The sequence below is a fragment of the Maribacter ulvicola genome (assembly GCF_900155985.1).
Lineage (GTDB): Bacteria > Bacteroidota > Bacteroidia > Flavobacteriales > Flavobacteriaceae > Maribacter > Maribacter ulvicola.
Genome location: NZ_FTMA01000001.1, coordinates 1,007,255 through 1,024,845, shown reverse-complemented (window position 1 = coordinate 1,024,845; position 17,591 = coordinate 1,007,255). Strand labels below are relative to the sequence as shown.

Sequence of the window (17,591 nt, the reverse complement as noted above, 5' to 3'; positions counted from 1 at the left end):
TTATGAAGACAAAATTCAAAATTTTAGTAATGACAGTAGCATTGACCTTATTTATGTCGGGCAACGCTACTGCCCAAGGAATGCCCACTTATGACAATACCAATTTTATCAGCTTGGTAAAACAACTGATTGAATCGGGTAAACAGACTGCTCAAATGATTAAGTCTGTAAAATTCTTAAAAGATGCAAAAGAGGCCATCGAAAAGGTTTCAAATGTGGTTCAGCAACTTAGAGCAGTTCAAGAAATTGCAGACAACAATCAACGCCTTATTCAGGTAATGCAAAATGATTTACAGGACATTTTAAACTCGCCTTATATAAAGCCAGATGAAGTAAGCAGGGTTATGGAATCGTTTGATGCTATAGTTCAAAATTCATTGGACACGGTAGATTTTATTGATGAAGTTCTATCAAGCGACTATCTAAAAATGAGCGATGCAGAGCGTGCCGCAATTTTGAAAGAAAAAGAACTGGAATCAAAGCAAATGGTTTCTACCATCACTACAAAAACGAAACGCTATCGTGATATCATTTCATTCAGAAAAATGCAGGATAAAGTAAATAACCGCGAAACAGGATATTAAAAATGACCGCAACCATACTTTTAGGAATTGGATTGGAATATATCGATACGGTATTTCAGACCATTCAGAACAGTAGCTTCTCGCAATATACTATTGCCGGAATGAAAACGCTTGCTGTCCTGTTCTTTCTGGTCAACATCCTTAAAAAGTACAATGAAGGTATTGCGGACAAAGACGGGTACACTTGGGGATTGAGTCCTGGTGAACTGGCAAAGAATTTTGCTATTGTTATTCTGGTCATATTCTCAACGCAGGTATTAGGGTTTTTCGATGGAATTTTAGTGGCCATCGAAAGTCAATATCGAGGGACTGCACCTGCATTATTGCCATTACAGATGCAGGATATTCCGTTAGAGGAAGATGTAAGTCTTTTTGATGCTGCGAGTTCAGCAATGACGCTTTTGTATGAGGCCTTGGTAACACCCTTATATGGGTTCAAGATATTAGCTTTCATTTTAAGTACAATACTCTGGATATTGGATTTGTTCATCTATCCGCTATTCTTGGCAGAGCGTTTTTTCCTTTTGGGGATAATGCAAGCGTTCTTCCCTTTGGTCATTAGCCTTGCAGTATTTGAAAAATTCCGTTCACTTGCTTATACATTCTTCAAGTTGTATGCTGCTGTATATATGTTAGTGCCGGCATTCTTTTTAGTCAATGTATTTGTTAACGCTATTTATACGGAAATCAACACCAATTTTTGGGTTAACTTATTTGGTACCGATACAGGTCAAGGCTTTTTTGCGCCTGTGGTTCAATTAGGTTCTGTTGCATTTATTGTTTTCCTGAAATTCAAATTGTACAAACGAGCAACGTCCTTTACACTCCGATTGTTTACTGCCTAAGGCAGATTAAAAATAAGAATATGAAAACACCATACAAGAATATTTATAACGTCCTAAAATTGAATCGGTTTATCGTTTTGGCAGTTGTTGTCTGTGCCTTACTGTCCAGTACCTTTTCAGTTTGGATGGTATTCAATACAAATCAAAAAGCGCTCAATAGTGCTTTTGCCATCAATACAGATGGCAGTATAATTCCCCTGAAGCTCGTAACTCAAAAAGAGAATTTTAGAGTCGAAGCTCTGGCACATTTAGAACTGTTCCACAACTACTTCTATAACATCGATGCCAGTAACTATGAAAGGAATTTGGAAAAAGCACTTTGGTTAGGCAATAGTTCTGTGGACAATCTTTACCGCCAGAAAAAAGCCGATGGTGTTTACAACAGGTTGCTTCAGTATTCATTGGTTCAAAAAGTATTGAGTATTGACTCAAGGATAAACGAAAATAATGGCTCGTATAGTTTTACAACCACCACCATTTTTGAAATTAACAGAGGTTCAATAATTGACACCTACGAACTGTTTTCAACTGGAAACCTGATTATGGTTGACCGAAACTTTCCCAACAATCCGCACGGACTTCTAATTACAAATTACTTCGAAAACACTTTAAAAAAACTGAATGATGATAGTTGAGCCGAAAATCGGCATTTAAAAAACCAAGATTATGAAAGTAGAAAAGAACAAAATAGTATTTGCAGCAGTATTGGCGGTGATTTTCATATTCCTTATTTCCTATTCCGTAATGGTAATGGGCGATGATGATAGCGAGAACGAAAGCCTACAACAAACATTAATTCCCGATTTAGAGGAAAACCAAAAAGAGTACGATTCTAAACTGGATGCCATCAATGATTTAAAGGAAGTGCGTGAAAATAACGCACCCAGCATCTATGATGAAAAGCTTATAGACTCGTTGGGCTTTTACGACCCAGATTTGCCCGAACGTGAAAAAGAACGTATTGTGGATAGTATTTACGATGCTGGCAAAATTCGATATTCTGAAAAACGCTATCAAAATCTGGGACAGAGAAAAGTTGCTCAAAAAAGCACAAAACAAATCGATTCATCAGAAATCAAACGAGAACAAAAAATTGAAGCCAAAGAATTAGGCTTAGAACATCAATTGTTCTTTGCCGCATCGCCAAAACCCAACGAGTTTTCAATCATCGGTAATACTGATGAAACAATTTACGTAGTAGTAGATGGCGACCAAATAGTCAAAGCGAATACCAGATTACGAATGCGCCTTACCAAACCTGCAATAATAAATGGTAAGCAGATGCCGAATAACACACCAATTTTTGGGTTTATCAGCTTTCAGCCCAATCGAGCTTTAATTGAAATTGAAAATATAAAGCACCATCCTACTAAACTCAAAGCATTCGATTTGTCAGATGGTAGTGAGGGCATTTATGTCGAGAACAATTTTCGAGCTGAAGCCACCACCGAAGTCTTGGACGATATTATTGGCGATATCAACATTCCCACCGTACCACAAGTTGGTGGTATATCCAAAGTACTCAGACGTAACAACCGAAACGTAAAAGTTACGGTATTGAATAATTATAAATTAATTCTAAAACCTAAATTATGAGCCCATAATGGGCATTTAAAAACACACTCTTATGAAAAAGTATATCATAATTTCCACTCTTGTTTTAAGTTTCGCTTTCGCGAAAGCGCAAACAACTACAGTCCTCGATACCATATATGCCAACGACACCAAAAACGTTGCATTATTCTTCCCTGAACCTATTCGGCAAGGTATAACCGGTTCAGATAATTTTGTTTTTACCTACAACCGTGAAAAAGAACAGTATTTTGGACTTCTTCAAGCAAAGCCTGGCAAAGAAAGTAATCTACTGGTAGTCAATAGAAATGGTTCAATTTTTTCGTATATTGTAAGATATAAAAAACAGCTATCTAAGCTCAATTATTTCATTCCGTTATCTAATAGTATAGGGAATGAGAAACCGATTAAGGTCGATTCGATTCTTGCTGAATCCTCTGAAGAACGTGTAGATAATAGAACGTATTACTACCAAAAATTCTGCTCGTATCTTCTTAACAGAAACCAGCGTATAGGTCGAATTAAAAAGCGAAATGAAGGTATCGTTTTGAGTGTTGAGAATATTGTTTTTGATAAGAAAGAACTCTACTTCGTTATCCAGATTGAGAATAATTCTACTTTGGATTACGATTTGAATTTCTTGAACCTTTCGATTGAAACAAGACAAAAAGGGAAAAGAAAATCGTTACAACGCCTGTATCAAGAACCAACGTACAAACACAATCTGCCTTCAAAAATTGCAAAAAGTGAGACGGTTCGCTTCGTTTATGTATTGCCCAAATTTTCATTATCTAATGACCGTAGGGCGATTTTAGAATTGAACGAGAAAGATGGCGAACGCAATATAGAAATGAAAATATCACATAGATATATCAATAACCCAAATTAAAATATTATGAAAAAAATTATTGTTTTCTCACTCGTACTGTTGTTCCTTTCTTGTGCCGATTCTGATACTAAAGTTTCTGGGCCAAGTGCTACAGCCCAGATTGTTATTGAAAGCTTTTATGAAAAGGATGAGGAAGCTTTAAAAGCCAACTCAACACCACAGGCATATTCTAATTATATGAATACTATAAATATGTTTAATGCGACGGTAAAGGATGATTCAAACTTTACTGTTTTGCAGGATACCATTATGGGTGATGTGGCTTGGGTAAAATATACGACAGCCTATGATAAGACACCAGGCCTTTTTAAACTGGTTAAGCAAAATGGCAAGTGGCTGGCGGATGCGAGAGGCTCAAAGGACAAATCTCCTTTTTAAAAGGACTTTTACTGATTGTTTTTGAGATTAATTTCCCAATAGCCTTGCGTGCCACCGTGACGTATTAAAAAGCCTTTAGTTTTTAGTGCGTTTATATGTTTGCCCACAGGGGATTCATTGATACCTAAAGCTTCAGCTATTTCAGTATAAGTAATAGTAGTATTGGTTGCAATAAGTTTAAGCACTTCTTTTTGTCTTCTAGTTAGAGCTTCAGTTGAATCAATTACACCACCTATTGCACCACCTATTACACCACCTTCTTGACCACCCTTTACACCACCTGTTTGACCACCTTCTTCAACAACAGCTTCTTTAGCAATAAAAGTCATTCTAAGAAAGTTATCTGAAAAACTAAAACTCTCTTTTCCGTAGTGTTCTAAAATACGAGGAATGCCAGAACCTAATTGTTCAACCAGTTCTAAATCTTTAAAAATTCGCATCAGTTCCTTGTTTCGTGGGACTGAAAAGCCTTCAAAAAATTCTTGCTTGCTCAATCCTTCCGGAAGACCACCAGCCGATGTGATTTCGATTCTATCGGTAAAGATTTCAAACTTTGGGGTAATCTCATTTGTGTAATCATTATGCACAAACGCATTTATGATGGCTTCACGCAAGGCGATGGGATGCCAAAGATTGGCTTGTTGTCTTTCTTTGGCTGTAATTTTTGTGGTTGTTCTGTTCTCGACCGCAATTTTATCTATCACTTGTTTGGTAGCCTTAACCAAACATTCGTGACCGTATTCGTTGCTTTCTATTAAGTCTGTTCTGGTTATACCCGAATATTTAGCGACTTTAATTGATGTGTTATTCTTATCTGCCAAGAGATAGCCGGCATAATTAAAAGCACCATCTTCAGTAAGTAGTTCCAAGTTCTTGGCAAATGGTTTACCAAGGGTGTACCCAGATTCTTCGTAGTAAATTTTTAGCTGTCCGAAGCCTAAATCCTGCCGTCCTGCTTTAATCTTGCTGATGGAATTTCGGGTACGTTTGGCAAAGAGCTCGTCAATCATTTTTTGTGGCATCGGTTCAGCTGCTGAACCTAAACGAATAAAACAGCCCTTTTCGCTCATCCCGTATTTTTTAAGATGATATGGTTTTTCTGGACCGCTGGCCACTATGATTTTTAGAATGTTCTTACTATTCCTTTCCTCACTCACAATATCAAACAGACCAAGGGCGGAAGGGCGGATGTTGTTTTTTAATCTATCCTTAATCTTTAACTGGTCGCTATCAGAATCTGCCAATCCGTAAGTATTTCCATCCTTATCGATGCCAATATATATAATGCCACCTTCGCGATAGTTTAGAAAAGCGATGACCTCTTTTTCAAGTCCATCAGACAATTCTCGTTTGTATTCTATGCGGTTTGTTTCGGTCATTAATTAAATAAATTGGCAATTTGGAAATAAAGATAACTATACGCTAACAGTTTTTTCGCTTAGTAAGGTTTTCATTTTATCCAATAATAGTGCCTTCCTTTTTTCGTGGAAATTTCCATATTCATTCAAATTCAAATCGACATCTGGAATTAAATGAGCGTTCAAAAATTGAGTTCTATTATTTTCATTTGTTTCTTTCTCAACCCAATCCAACAGATTCATATTACTCTTGGACATATTCTCATTGGCATCTAACATTTGAAGGTTATAGATAGAATTGTAAGTGTGCCATCCATAGCTTTCTTTGTCGGAAGCTTCAAGATTATTAAACTCAAATGCAGAATGTATATGGTCTTTATGAAAATTATTATTTCTATAATCTAAATCTGGATATAATAGAGAGAGAATAGAAAAAGCATACTGATTGTCTTTCTGTGTGAAAAGTACTTCTTCTATAAATTCATCGCCAACGCTCGTATCCTTTCTTATATGATTAAAAATAGAATTGACAGGAAAAGAAGTAATCTCTGGCTTAATTTTCATTTCAACTACATTGTCCGTGAAAGTCCTTCTTATTTGAGATAAAACTGAATCTGATGTTCCACCAAAAATCCTCTTAATCAACACTATGTGAAGCCATTTTTTTATCGATTCTCTGTCCTCTTTGAACTCTATCTTAGTTGAATAATCTCTATAAATATTCTTGTGGTACAAATAATAAATGATAGGGATTACAGAGTTCTTGGAAGTCAAAGTGTAATCCGTAAATCCGAAAGTTTTTATTAAATCAAATGTGGATAGGATTGAATCTCTAATCTTTTCCCATTCTGTCTCAAAATCCTTTGCGTTACCTTTGGAAAAGTTTGTAACCCTAAACTTAATATCTCGACTGTACAAATAAAGAAAGGATTTAAGTATTAGGTCTTTGGATATTGAAAAACCCTTATCTCTTATACTATCTACAAGTTTATGAATCTCTTTACGCGCATCTTTTTTTGTCCAGTTTGCAACTGCAATAGACATTAATAAATCTGAAAAATTTAAAGGTTCGCCACCACTATTTATCCTGATAAAAATGTTTAGCGCCTTATCTAAACTTTGGTCTTTTTCAAGGAAATAATTAATTATAGGCTTTTCCATTATGGTTCGCCTTAGCTGTCTTATTGCTTTCCGGGAAAAGCTACTTTCAAATTCTTCTACAAACTCATCAAAAGCTTCATCCTCGGTATAATTTAAAATTGCACCTACCTTAAACCATTTTTGTTCATTCGCTTCGTAAATTTCAGATTCTTCTGTTTCAGATTTTTCAAGAAAACTAAATTCGTATATTCTGCCATCTTCCTCGTCTTGAAGTTCAGTTGTAATGTTCAAATACAAATGGCGCGTTGGAATACTCCATTCTGTATCTTCCCACTTTCTACGGTACTCTTTATAACCGAAACTACCTTTTAACCCAAGATATAAAGAAGTTAATCTTTGCTGACCATCTAAGACCGCATTAAAAGAACTGATACCATTTGTTGAAATTTCCTCATTGTGGGTTTTATATCGTTCGCGATACTCATTTATGAACTTGTAGAATCTATATCCTTTTGACGTGGTTTCTTCTACTTTCCAAAATAGAAAAGAACTGATTGGATAATTTCTCATTATTGAATCAAAAAGCCATTCAATTTTAGAGTGATTCCAAATGAATTCTCGTTGTATGGCTGGAAGTAAAAACTGATTTGAGTCTATTTTTTCGATTGCATCAGAAATGGTTATAGGGGTTTGAAATGACATAAATTTCTTGGTTGGTTTTAGTTTCTATTATGCAGTTGGCATTTATTTTATATTATTTTTTTACCAGCTTATTAAATTATTTTCGATATCAAATCCTGAAGCTTCTACTTTTCCAGTTTCGGTAAATCCGTGTTTTCCGTTTTCATTTTTGGAAACGGTTAACTCATTTCTCAGGATATGTGTGAGTTCAAGATTATTTCCTAAAATATAATCTGAATTAATCGCAAAATTGATTCCTTGTTCGCCAAAAGGTACACTTGGATAATAAATTCCATCTACTTTACCCTCGGAATGAGCAAGAGCCACGTTGCAATAGGCTGTTGTTATAATATATGTTTTTCGGTCATTTTTTGCAGATTTCCTGAACTTCTCGAAAAGAAATCTATAAAATAAGATTGTAGCTTCTCTTATTTCAGGGTCACTTTGTTCAATGAAAGTTTCCATAGCTGCTCCGTGTTCTTTGTCGAACTCCGAAATTCTATGGTCTTTATCGGGTGTCGTTACTATAATTCCGATTAAGGGTTTCTTTAATTGCCAACGCCCAATTGTAACGTAAACTTTATCGCCAAAATCTTTTGTATCAGACCAATACTCGACTAACTCAGCAAATGAAGTAGGTCTATTTTCTGAACAGTAGAATTTAGACTGAAAAGGTCTATTACATCTCGCAAAATCTTTGACAAATTTATTTGGTGTTATTGAGATGTCGGATATTAATGGAAATAAATCATCGTCTTCGTGGGTGCGTGTTCTGAAAAATACTGATTTGGCAGGAATTTCATATTGTAAAACTGGAAGCCTTCCTATGGTTAAATAGGCTAAAACCGCTTTTTCGTAAGCGTACTCATTTTCTGGATTTATCGCTTCCAATAAAGTAATAGCTTTTTTTACATTTTCAACAGTCATATTCTTTTAGTTCTATGTACTCAATTCTTTATCCAAATTACTCGTAAATAGGCCTTGAACCAATTTACCATTTCTCAAATATTCAAAGAAATCATCATAATTCTCAGGACTTAGGAAATGAAAATTATAGCGTTGATTCACATTATTTTCTTCAAGTTGTTTATTTAATTCCTGAAAATGAATGGTCGCCCATTTAAATTTTGCTTTATTTAAATCAGAATAGTCTTGGTCATCTTTAATCTCGACAACGGTAATATATTCTATTTCCGTATCTGAGGTTTTAACAAAAAAGTCTGGATTGAATTTGCCCTGTTTTGTATGGTTTCCTGATTTACTTGATAGCGAATACTCAATAGTATAGAAGCTTTGATTAGTTGATTTTAGCCAAGCATCCAAGGCTTTGGAATTTTCATTCCTAACCAATTTTTCAGCAAATTTTCTTTCAGGTGTTGCGTTAAGGAACGCTAAATCTACCGGTGTTTTAAAATCATAACTATTTGCCTGCAAAGTAGCATTACGAGGAAAAGTTCCATCATCAATTACTTCCTGCAAAAAGTTTAAGACGTCTGTGTCTTTAACTTCTTCATTGTAATTATTTGAATACATAACCGTAGAATTATGGCGTAAATTCCCTATTGACAATGTTTCCTTTATTCTTTCTTTAGTTGAGATAACAAAGGGCTTTTGCGCTATTCTGACTAATTCAAGCGATTTATTTTTTCGTCTTAGAAGCGTATTGAATGAAGAAAAAATATTTCGTTTATTCTTTTCGTTCAATTCATCTCCTTCCAGACCAACCTTATCCATAGAACGCCTTATCAGCTTTGTAATCTCTTCTTTGGGCGGAAGGTTGTTTTTTGTGTATTGACCTTCTTGTAATTTAAGTGTAACACCTTCCCATTCTCTCGTCTGAAACTCGTGATAGATTTTATCAACGATTTCCTTAATTGGTGTCATTCTATTTTTAATCTTGTACTCTACACTCTTATAATCACTCGCAAGGTTGGTATATGTTGTTTCCTGACTTACTTGGTCTACCGAAGATTCTAAGTTTATGATACCTTTATAATTAAACTCTTTCTCTTTACTGTTGTTTTCTACCGCTTTTTCAATTTTGTTGTAATCTATATTGTAAAGTTCAAAATGAAATTTACTCCTATCGCCATCGATTAAGTTAGAACTCTCCAATCGCATTTCTAACTCCAGTACTTCATCTACCAATCCTTTAATTTTTGAGCCCCAAGATGAATGGTTAAATATTGTAACTTCTGCATTATTTATATATTCAGGCGGCACTCTTAGTCCTCTACCTAAAACCTGAGAAATCAATAATTTTGAATTAAAAGCTCTTTCTTCCATAGGGACTATTTGGAATACATTCTTAACATCCCATCCCTCTGTAAGCATAGAAACGGACACAATCCATTCTACAGTAGAGTCTTGTTCATCTACTTCCTCTAAACGAATTACATTATGCTTATGTACCTTATCTGAAGTTACCGTCATAACCAATTTATCCCGAACCTCTTGTTCTTCCAAACCTTCTTCCAGCATTAAAAATTCAACCAATCGTGTTTCAAGTCTTTTGGCATTTGTAATATTGTTTGTTACCAGAATTGTTAATGGTTTTACATTTTTGTAAGTAACTTTATTATTGCTATGGTTCTGATATATTTTCTGAAATCTTTGGTCTTCGTTTATGCTATCATCCTCTGAAACATAATTAATCTTCTTAACAAATTTTTCATCAACAGCTTCTCGTAAAGAGTATCTGTAAATAACGTCATTGAAGTAATCATTCCCTATATATGCTGTACCTGTAAAACCAAGCATATATTTAAAATTATAACCATCGTCCAATAAAAATTTCTTCCATATTTTTAACCCTCTTGCTTCTGTAGTATTACCTGAAATCTTATTATAAATGTGATGGGTTTCATCATTCAAAACTACCGTGTCAAAACCTCTTTTGAAACCAAAACTATCTTCAATTGATGAACCTGTCCTTTCGTAAACAGCGTGGACATTTTCAATACAAATGGCACCTTCATCCACGGTAACACTTCCATCAACTATACTCGGATTTCTAATAATTGCAGATGGCGGAATTGTTTCTTTTAGAATTGGGTCAGAAACCAAGGCTAAAAACTTTTTATGCAGTTCTTTTTCAATTGTCGTTGATGGACACAAGACGAGTACTCTTTTGACCAAGCCTAAACCTAATAAGATTTGTGCTATGCCATACATTACGTAACTTTTTCCCGTTCCTGTAGCAAGGTCTATTGTCGCAGATAACTTTGAAGGTAACTGTAGCTTACGGTGGTAATCTGCAAGCTCAGGATATCTCTCCCGTAATTGAGGATTTTGATAATGATTTTTAGAAACCAAGTCTTGAATATTAGTATACTCTTTGGATGCCAAGTAAATGACTGAACTTCTTATGGCTTTCTTTTGGTATTCCCTTGTTCCACAAAGTGCATCCAAAAACCTATCCCAATAAGGAAGTGGTAGCTCGCTTTGATTATAAAATTGATTTACTTTTAATATTAAATCTTTTGTGTCGTATCGCTTTTTTTCCTGAATCATCCCTTCGTATTTTTATTGGTAAATACCTCGCGGAATTCATTGCCATAAATGTCGATATATACTGCACTTACTTTAGAGCCACAATCTTCAATGGAAACATTAGCTTTACCATCCTCACTAACAATATCAGCAGCAAAAAATACATCGGACATTAAAAACTCATTGCCGTTATAGTTTTTATCTACAACAACCATTGCCAAGGCTTCCAGACCAGGAATATCTTCCAAGGTATCTTCATCAGGGTAGTAGGCTTTAAAAGCCTTTATTGTGATTACACCATCATCAAACGAGGACTTAACTTCTGGTTGTCTTATAAAGTGAAAACCAACTGCATTTTCAAGTGAATTTACGTTGCTGGAACTGGTAGGCTGTCTGAATTTTTTAAATTTCTCCTTATGCAATTCTTGAATAATTTGATATGGTACTTTCAAAAAGTAATAGCGCACATTCCCTATCTCATAGTAATCATCAATAAATTGAACAGAATTTGCTGGCGCTATAATATAGATACGGTCGCCAACTTTTTTGCCAATATTTTTGTGAAGAATTTCTAAATAATCTTCATCAACTGCTGCATCCTTATGCTCCCAATATTTCCAAATCAATACGTCATACCCATCCTTACGTTCTCCTTGAAATTCAATACCTGCAATTTTTTTTGGTTTTGGGGTTACTTCAAAGAGATTTAGTACGAAGTCTTGATATTCTTTATGTTGTAATGAAAATAGTTTTTCTATATCGTAAAAACCCGTATTAATCGTGTGAAATGATGTTGACTTCTTGCCAAAATCTTTAGTTTTATTTTTTAGAGATTTTGAGTTTTGAATTGTCAATATTCTTTTTTGAATCGTGTAAAAAGCAAATTTACCAATATCACAAGTAATCCATTTTCTACCTAATTTTTCAGCAACTGAGGCTACGGTTCCGCTACCTCCAAAAAAATCCAAAACTAAATCATCCTTATTGGTTGACAACCGTATAATTCTTTCGATTAGTTCTTCAGGCTTTTGTGTGGGATAACTAACTCGCTCTTTGGACTGTGAATTGATGGGATTTACTGTATCCCATAATGACTGTAACGGAATTCCTTTTAATTCCTCTAAATACTTTTTAACCCGGATTCCTCCCTTGTTCGTAAAGTGCAAACGATTCTCAGAATCAAGTCTTTCCATTGTTGATAATGGACATCTCCAATATCCTTTTATGCCTTTGTATTCATAGGTATAACCTGAACCCTTTAACCCCTTAGCTGTTACAGGACCATCAGTCCATAAACGACCATCTTCATCTTGATTACGAAAGCGTTTCAAATGTTTTTCTGAATAATACTCATAAAGCTGATTCCATATATATTTTTCAGAATTTGTATAGTAGAAAATAAATTCACAGTTTATTCCTAACTTTCCGCTATCGCTGTGAGCACTTGTTCTTTTCCAAACTATTTCATTACGAAAATTACCTTCTCCAAAAATCTCATCTAATATGGTTTTGATATAGTGAGATTTTTTTTGGTCAAGATGAATATAAATACTTCCATCACGAGCCAAAATTTCTTTGGCAATAATTAATCTTCTTCGTATAAACTCTACAAATTCAGCATCTTTAGCCTTGTCTGTATATGCTTTTTGACCTTGTGACCCTGAAAAATCAGATTCTGTCGCAAATGGTGGGTCTATGTAAATTAATTTAACCTTTCCCTTAACCTTGTCTTTTATAAGTGGGTCTTCATTTTTGTAAATGGTTTTGAGAAATTGAAGGTTGTCGCCAAATACAATCATATTTTTCCAACCGTCAGGATAAGACTCACGGTCGCCGTTATACGTTCTTTCAATTTGTAAAGGTGCGGCAGTTACTCCATCTTCGTCTGCAAGAATATCTTCTTTACGCATTTTTCCAGCATAAACGAGTTCATATTCCTTTTGAATAGTGGGGAAAAGCTTGTACTTGAAGTCCTCGGGTAGTTGCTCGCCCTTTTGTAATTTTTCTATTAAATAGTCCTTTTCTCTTTGGCTTAATTCTGTCATTTGGTGGTAAAAATAAGTGTTAAAGATATTGGTATAATTTCACGTTGCAAAAAAAGGGTTAAGATAATTTTAAGATTATCATTTATTAACCGTTTAGCCCAATGAATTAAGGTGTTTAACGTTATTTAAATATAGACCGTGCTTCCTCATAAACCCGCTCAAAATTAGCTCCCAAATCAGCTTTAGAAAACTGTTTAGTCTCATTAGGAAGTTCCCTTTGAATGTCGGCTAATTTAAACTGCACCTTTTTATCCCTACCATCTGCATAAGTGATAAACTCGCCCTGTTTCAACCTGAAAAATACGTCCGCCCGAATCTTTGGGATTTCCTTTTCGCCCGTAGTAATGCGAGTATCAAAATCGAGGTTATGTCCTCGACTTATGCTCTTGGTTGGGTCTTTAATGATTTCAAAAAAGCGTTCGTAATATTTTGCGGTGTCCGGGTCATTTACCTTTCCGAAAAATTGATAGGATAGATTACTAAGAATCGCCTTGCTTGCCTTATCGCCATACATCATATCATTCTGAATTTTATCCTGCATCACATAAATCGTAGAAATATTATAGCTTCTCAATGTTGCAGGAATTCGATGCATATTCAATAAACGAATGGTTGGTGCTTCTTCCATAAGCAAGAATGATGGTTTTGAATTACGCACGCTCATTTGCTTTGTAATAGTGTGTATAATTGTAGCGATTACTGGTGAATACGAAGTTTCGAATTTTGGGTTGTTCACAATCGAAATTACGCAGGGATTTTCAGCACTATTTATATTTAGCGGTACTTCATCTGCGGACAAAGCCATAAAAATCCGTTGTGTACTAATTCTTTTCAGCGCATTTGCCAATGTGCTTTTTACACCAGCGGTCTGCCTTTCAGAATCCTTGCCACTTATAAAGGCATCTGCCATTGCTCGTGATGTGGTGTTGGTTTCCAGAAACTGAATCAAACTTTTAGTATCGAGAAATTGATAAACCGCAATTAAATGTGGCAACGTACAAAACTTGGGATAGTCCGTTTTCAGTTTCCAAATCAAACCACCAATCAACCCTTCTGCAGCATCGTTGAAGAATTTTGTCGTGCCAGTTGTTCCGCTTTCTCTTTGCTCTAATAGATTCTCAATCAACACCCTTGACACCTCGTTTACGCTTTCCTCATTCTCTAAATACCGTGGCGCAATAGGATTTACCTTATGAATGATTTTATCGAAGGAAATGACCTTAAAAGGGATGTCGCTATCCTTGAAAAGCGGATATGCCATTTCGGTCAATTCAAAATCTTTATAATCGTGAATAATTCCGCAGAAACCTTCTTTTTCAAAATGCTTTAGAAATCCATAAACCACGCTTTCGGTTTTACCACTTCCGGCAGAACCAATGATGGATGCACCACGTTTGATATTATCCAATCTGAAATTTCCTTTAGTAGTTGCAAAGTTTACTTGGTATCTGCTGTCGCCATTTTTCGGGCTTTCGGTTTTATGTAGAAAAACATACAGTCCTATATTAATTAGCATTAGCGGACAAACCAAATAAAGTAATATAAATATCAATTCATTTCCTTCAGACAAATAGAACACGAGAACTGAAAGCGATATGCTATTCAACACAAACGCATATTTTGATACTCGAAACATTCCATAGAAAACGGTACTGGCCAAACCAATAATTGAAAGTATCGTTATAAGATTGTCTATCTGCATATCTATTAGATTCCGATGGAACTTGATTTGATGGCCACTTCTGCGCCACGTCTCAATCGCTTAAAAACTCGAAGCGCTATTTGTGCCTGACTTACTGGAATACTCGGCACTATGGGCAATCCTGATTTACTTATCATTTTAAAAGCCAATGCTTTTTCATTGGCTGGCAATTTCATCAATGCTGAAAAATATAGGTTTGGGTTCTTTACAAAGGTCTTTTTAGCTTTGTAGGTCTCTGCGTAATTGCGCTTATATCCAAATGTCTTATCAAATGTTTTTTCCGCTTTCGCGAAAAATGTATCTCTATCAAAACCACGCTTCACTTTTTTTCCGTGCATCTCTACTTCGGATGCTTTGTGCTTACTTCCTGGGGAAAGGCTTATAGAATTTGAAGCATCCTTTCGGCTAACGATAATATGAATGTGACTTTGGTTTCCTGCTTTCGGCATTCCCTGAACTATCCGTTTTCCGTTTTGTTGATGTGGCGCTTGGCGTTCCAGTTTGGCAATTTCCTTTTCCATTTTCTTAATATTCCCTTCAGCTCGTCCTTCTTGAATATTTCGGATATCCGTTTTGAGCTGAAGTATTTTTGTGGCGAAAGGTTGGTTTTCTTTTATCTGAAAGTCCGTACCCTTGAAGGTTCTTTGATGTTCAATTTTAGCGTAATATTTTATGTCGTCTATTGATATAGGTCGTCCATTGATTTCCCGATTGAAGCTGGCAACATAATCTTTCATTAGCTCACGAGTGTAGGTTTTTAAATCTTCACGACTGTTCTGTAATCTGTTCAATTCATACTTGGAAGGACTGACCGTTATGGAATAAAATTTAGGTTCTTTCTTTTTCAATTTTGCGGTGTTTCCATCAATTTCCTTTACCACTTCTTCTGCGGAAATCTCGTCGCCATATTGATTGAAAAAATGTTCCATATCTGCTTCCTTTATCCCTTCATTTTCTTTCTCTAAATAGCCTACAAAATCGGCTGAACTTTGTGAGTAATTTGTTCCTAATTTCTGTGGTGTGATTGTGATATACATAGTTCAAAAATTAGAGTTCGTTCTTTAAGTTTCGCTTTTCGCGAAAGCGCACTTCTTTCTTTTCTTCCGCATATTTCTTTTCCACAATCAGCGGTTTTTTTTCTGGCTCTTCTGTTTCAAAAAGTGATTGAATCATAGCCACCGTAGGTTTGGTTTGTGTCTTTTCCACATCTCGCATTATGGCAATAACCGCATTGATTCTTTTGAGCAATTTAGCTTCGATGGTTCGCCCCGTTGGACCTAATTTTTCTTTTGGCGAAATTTCATTATAGAAGAAAAAATCTAGCATTGTAGCCATCGCCTCGGTGTGCGATTTGAAGTAAGTACGTGAGAACGTTTGGAAACGTTTTGCAGTTTCCTTTTTAAATCTAATTCCAATAAATGAGTCCATATTTCGCCGATTTGTCGCAAAATCATCCCTAAAAATGGGCGTTAACAGCCCGTTTGTCGCAAATCGTTAACTGTCAGGAAATTATAATATATTCAATTCGCTGATTATCAGCTATTTGAAAACGAAAAGGAATCCGAAACATCGCGCAGCGTGTTACCCTCTTGCTATTCCCCTTAGATTTGCATTGTTGTTTATATAGAGATTTTTACGTGGTGAATTTTTATATTTAATTATCTAACTTTTCATCGGGGAATACCCTCAGTAATTATGAATAACGACCAAAACCGGTAAGGGCGAATTATACGCTATTCAAAGCTTCGGGCTTATGCATTATTTGATAAAAGCCCTTCTCGGTTATTCTGGACCGGCATCAGATGGAAATTCAGGTTTTTAGACCTATTATCAGGGGTTCGATGGCAATCTGGGATTTTGGTCTTAATCCTTTAATTTTATCATTATGCAAAACCAGAACTTTGCGTACTTCATCGGTATTGATATATCGAAGAGTACTTTTGACGTAGCTATCTTGAATGAAGATAGGACTACCTCTTATTTTTTTGAGAATTCCAAAAAAGGAACGAATGCTTTTATCAGGCTCTTGAAAAATCAAAAGATTCCATTGAAAGACACACTCACCTGTATGGAACATACCGGTGTCTATGGAAAACTCATCATTGCCAAACTTGTTGAAAAAGAAGCGAGCTTCTGCGTAGAGATGCCCATCAAGATCACGAAGAGCATAGGACTTCACAGAGGTAAAAATGATAGGGTCGATGCCGTCCGTATTGCGCAATACGCCTCTAAAAACGTTGGCCAGCTCAAACTCTATGAGCCGATTCCAGAAATCCTTGAAAAAGTGAGAATACTGCTCAAGATCAGAAGACAACTGGTCAATGCCAGAGCCGATTTTAATAAGTATCCCAATGAACTTGAACTCTTCTCTCCAGAAATGGGAAAGCTTGCCAAAAAGAACCTTAAAAAAATCAATAAAAATCTTACTGGCGAGATTGAGCGAATAGAAGGGGATATCAAAAAATTGATCCTTTCTGATGACAGGCTCAATAAAACGATCGGACTGGTTACTTCTGTTACTGGAATAGGACAGATCACGGCACTTCATCTTACCGTTTTTACTAGCTTCTTCACCAAATATGATAATCCAAAACAATTGGCTTGTTATTGTGGTGTCGTACCATTTGAATATACCTCTGGATCTTCTATCAATCGAAAATCCAGAATCCATCCGATGGCAAACAGAACACTCAAAAAACATCTCCATATGGGTGCCATGGCTGCAATCAACCACGATCCCGAAATCAAAGCTTACTTTGAAAGGAAAGTCGAAGAGGGAAAAAATAAAATGCTTATCATCAATAACGTTAGGAACAAACTTGTCCATAGGATCTGTGCCGTCATTAAAAGACAGCAACCCTATGTCAAAAATGTAGCCTAAAAATTTTTGCATTTTTTCTAGATTTTAACATGGAAATCTTTTCGTCCCGCTCGCGGGACAAAA

15 protein-coding genes are annotated in these 17,591 nt (G+C 35.6%); 7 read left to right on the top strand and 8 right to left on the bottom strand.

What is annotated here, in order from left to right; translation table 11 throughout:
- Window positions 1-2 precede the first annotated feature (2 nt).
- Genes BW936_RS04405 through BW936_RS04380 form a run of 6 tightly spaced genes read left to right on the top strand, consistent with a single transcriptional unit; the run spans window position 3 to window position 4,268 of the window.
- Window positions 3-584, top strand: coding sequence for a conjugal transfer protein (locus tag BW936_RS04405; RefSeq protein WP_076547091.1), 582 nt, complete (start codon window positions 3-5; stop codon window positions 582-584).
- A 2-nt stretch (window positions 585-586) separates the two neighbouring features.
- Window positions 587-1,429, top strand: coding sequence for a hypothetical protein (locus BW936_RS04400; protein WP_076547090.1), 843 nt, complete (start codon window positions 587-589; stop codon window positions 1,427-1,429).
- 20 nt (window positions 1,430-1,449) lie between these two features.
- Window positions 1,450-2,064, top strand: coding sequence for a conjugal transfer protein TraK (locus BW936_RS04395; protein ID WP_076547089.1), 615 nt, complete (start codon window positions 1,450-1,452; stop codon window positions 2,062-2,064).
- 31 nt (window positions 2,065-2,095) lie between these two features.
- Window positions 2,096-3,025: a conjugative transposon protein TraM gene (gene traM / locus BW936_RS04390; protein ID WP_076547088.1), complete on the top strand. Its 930-nt coding sequence runs from the start codon at window positions 2,096-2,098 to the stop codon at window positions 3,023-3,025.
- Between the two features lie 31 nt (window positions 3,026-3,056).
- Window positions 3,057-3,890: a DUF4138 domain-containing protein gene (locus tag BW936_RS04385; protein WP_076547087.1), complete on the top strand. Its 834-nt coding sequence runs from the start codon at window positions 3,057-3,059 to the stop codon at window positions 3,888-3,890.
- A 6-nt stretch (window positions 3,891-3,896) separates the two neighbouring features.
- Window positions 3,897-4,268: a hypothetical protein gene (locus BW936_RS04380; protein WP_076547086.1), complete on the top strand. Its 372-nt coding sequence runs from the start codon at window positions 3,897-3,899 to the stop codon at window positions 4,266-4,268.
- A gap of 8 nt (window positions 4,269-4,276) precedes the next feature.
- Here BW936_RS04380 and BW936_RS04375 read toward each other — a convergent pair whose 3' ends face one another.
- The 8 genes from BW936_RS04375 to BW936_RS04340 form a co-directional block, all read right to left on the bottom strand.
- Window positions 4,277-5,647 (bottom strand): RNA-binding domain-containing protein, encoded by a 1,371-nt coding sequence (locus BW936_RS04375; RefSeq protein WP_076547085.1) that lies wholly within the window; start codon window positions 5,645-5,647, stop codon window positions 4,277-4,279.
- A gap of 36 nt (window positions 5,648-5,683) precedes the next feature.
- Complete coding sequence (locus tag BW936_RS04370; protein WP_076547084.1) at window positions 5,684-7,429, bottom strand: DUF262 domain-containing protein; 1,746 nt, start codon at window positions 7,427-7,429, stop codon at window positions 5,684-5,686.
- Window positions 7,430-7,489: 60 nt separating this feature from the next.
- Complete coding sequence (locus tag BW936_RS04365; RefSeq protein WP_076547083.1) at window positions 7,490-8,335, bottom strand: RES domain-containing protein; 846 nt, start codon at window positions 8,333-8,335, stop codon at window positions 7,490-7,492.
- Window positions 8,336-8,347: 12 nt separating this feature from the next.
- Window positions 8,348-10,921, bottom strand: a complete 2,574-nt coding sequence (locus BW936_RS04360) for a DEAD/DEAH box helicase (protein ID WP_084181969.1) — start codon at window positions 10,919-10,921, stop codon at window positions 8,348-8,350.
- Window positions 10,918-12,945 carry a site-specific DNA-methyltransferase gene (locus BW936_RS04355; RefSeq protein ID WP_076547082.1) on the bottom strand — a complete coding sequence of 676 codons (2,028 nt, stop codon included), beginning with the start codon at window positions 12,943-12,945 and terminating at the stop codon, window positions 10,918-10,920. The genes BW936_RS04360 and BW936_RS04355 overlap by 4 nt, the downstream gene beginning before the upstream one ends.
- Before the next feature lie 121 nt (window positions 12,946-13,066).
- Window positions 13,067-14,647, bottom strand: coding sequence for a type IV secretory system conjugative DNA transfer family protein (locus tag BW936_RS04350; RefSeq protein ID WP_076547081.1), 1,581 nt, complete (start codon window positions 14,645-14,647; stop codon window positions 13,067-13,069).
- 5 nt (window positions 14,648-14,652) lie between these two features.
- Entirely contained in the window at window positions 14,653-15,684 is a 1,032-nt protein-coding gene (mobB, locus tag BW936_RS04345) for a MobB family relaxase (protein WP_076547080.1), read from the bottom strand.
- 10 nt (window positions 15,685-15,694) lie between these two features.
- The gene (locus BW936_RS04340; protein ID WP_076547079.1) at window positions 15,695-16,075 is read right to left on the bottom strand and encodes a BfmA/BtgA family mobilization protein; all 381 of its coding nucleotides are present in this window, start codon (window positions 16,073-16,075) and stop codon (window positions 15,695-15,697) included.
- Window positions 16,076-16,532: 457 nt separating this feature from the next.
- Here BW936_RS04340 and BW936_RS04335 point away from each other — a divergent pair, with 457 nt between their 5' ends.
- Window positions 16,533-17,528 carry an IS110 family RNA-guided transposase gene (locus BW936_RS04335; protein ID WP_076547078.1) on the top strand — a complete coding sequence of 332 codons (996 nt, stop codon included), beginning with the start codon at window positions 16,533-16,535 and terminating at the stop codon, window positions 17,526-17,528.
- Window positions 17,529-17,591 lie beyond the last annotated feature (63 nt).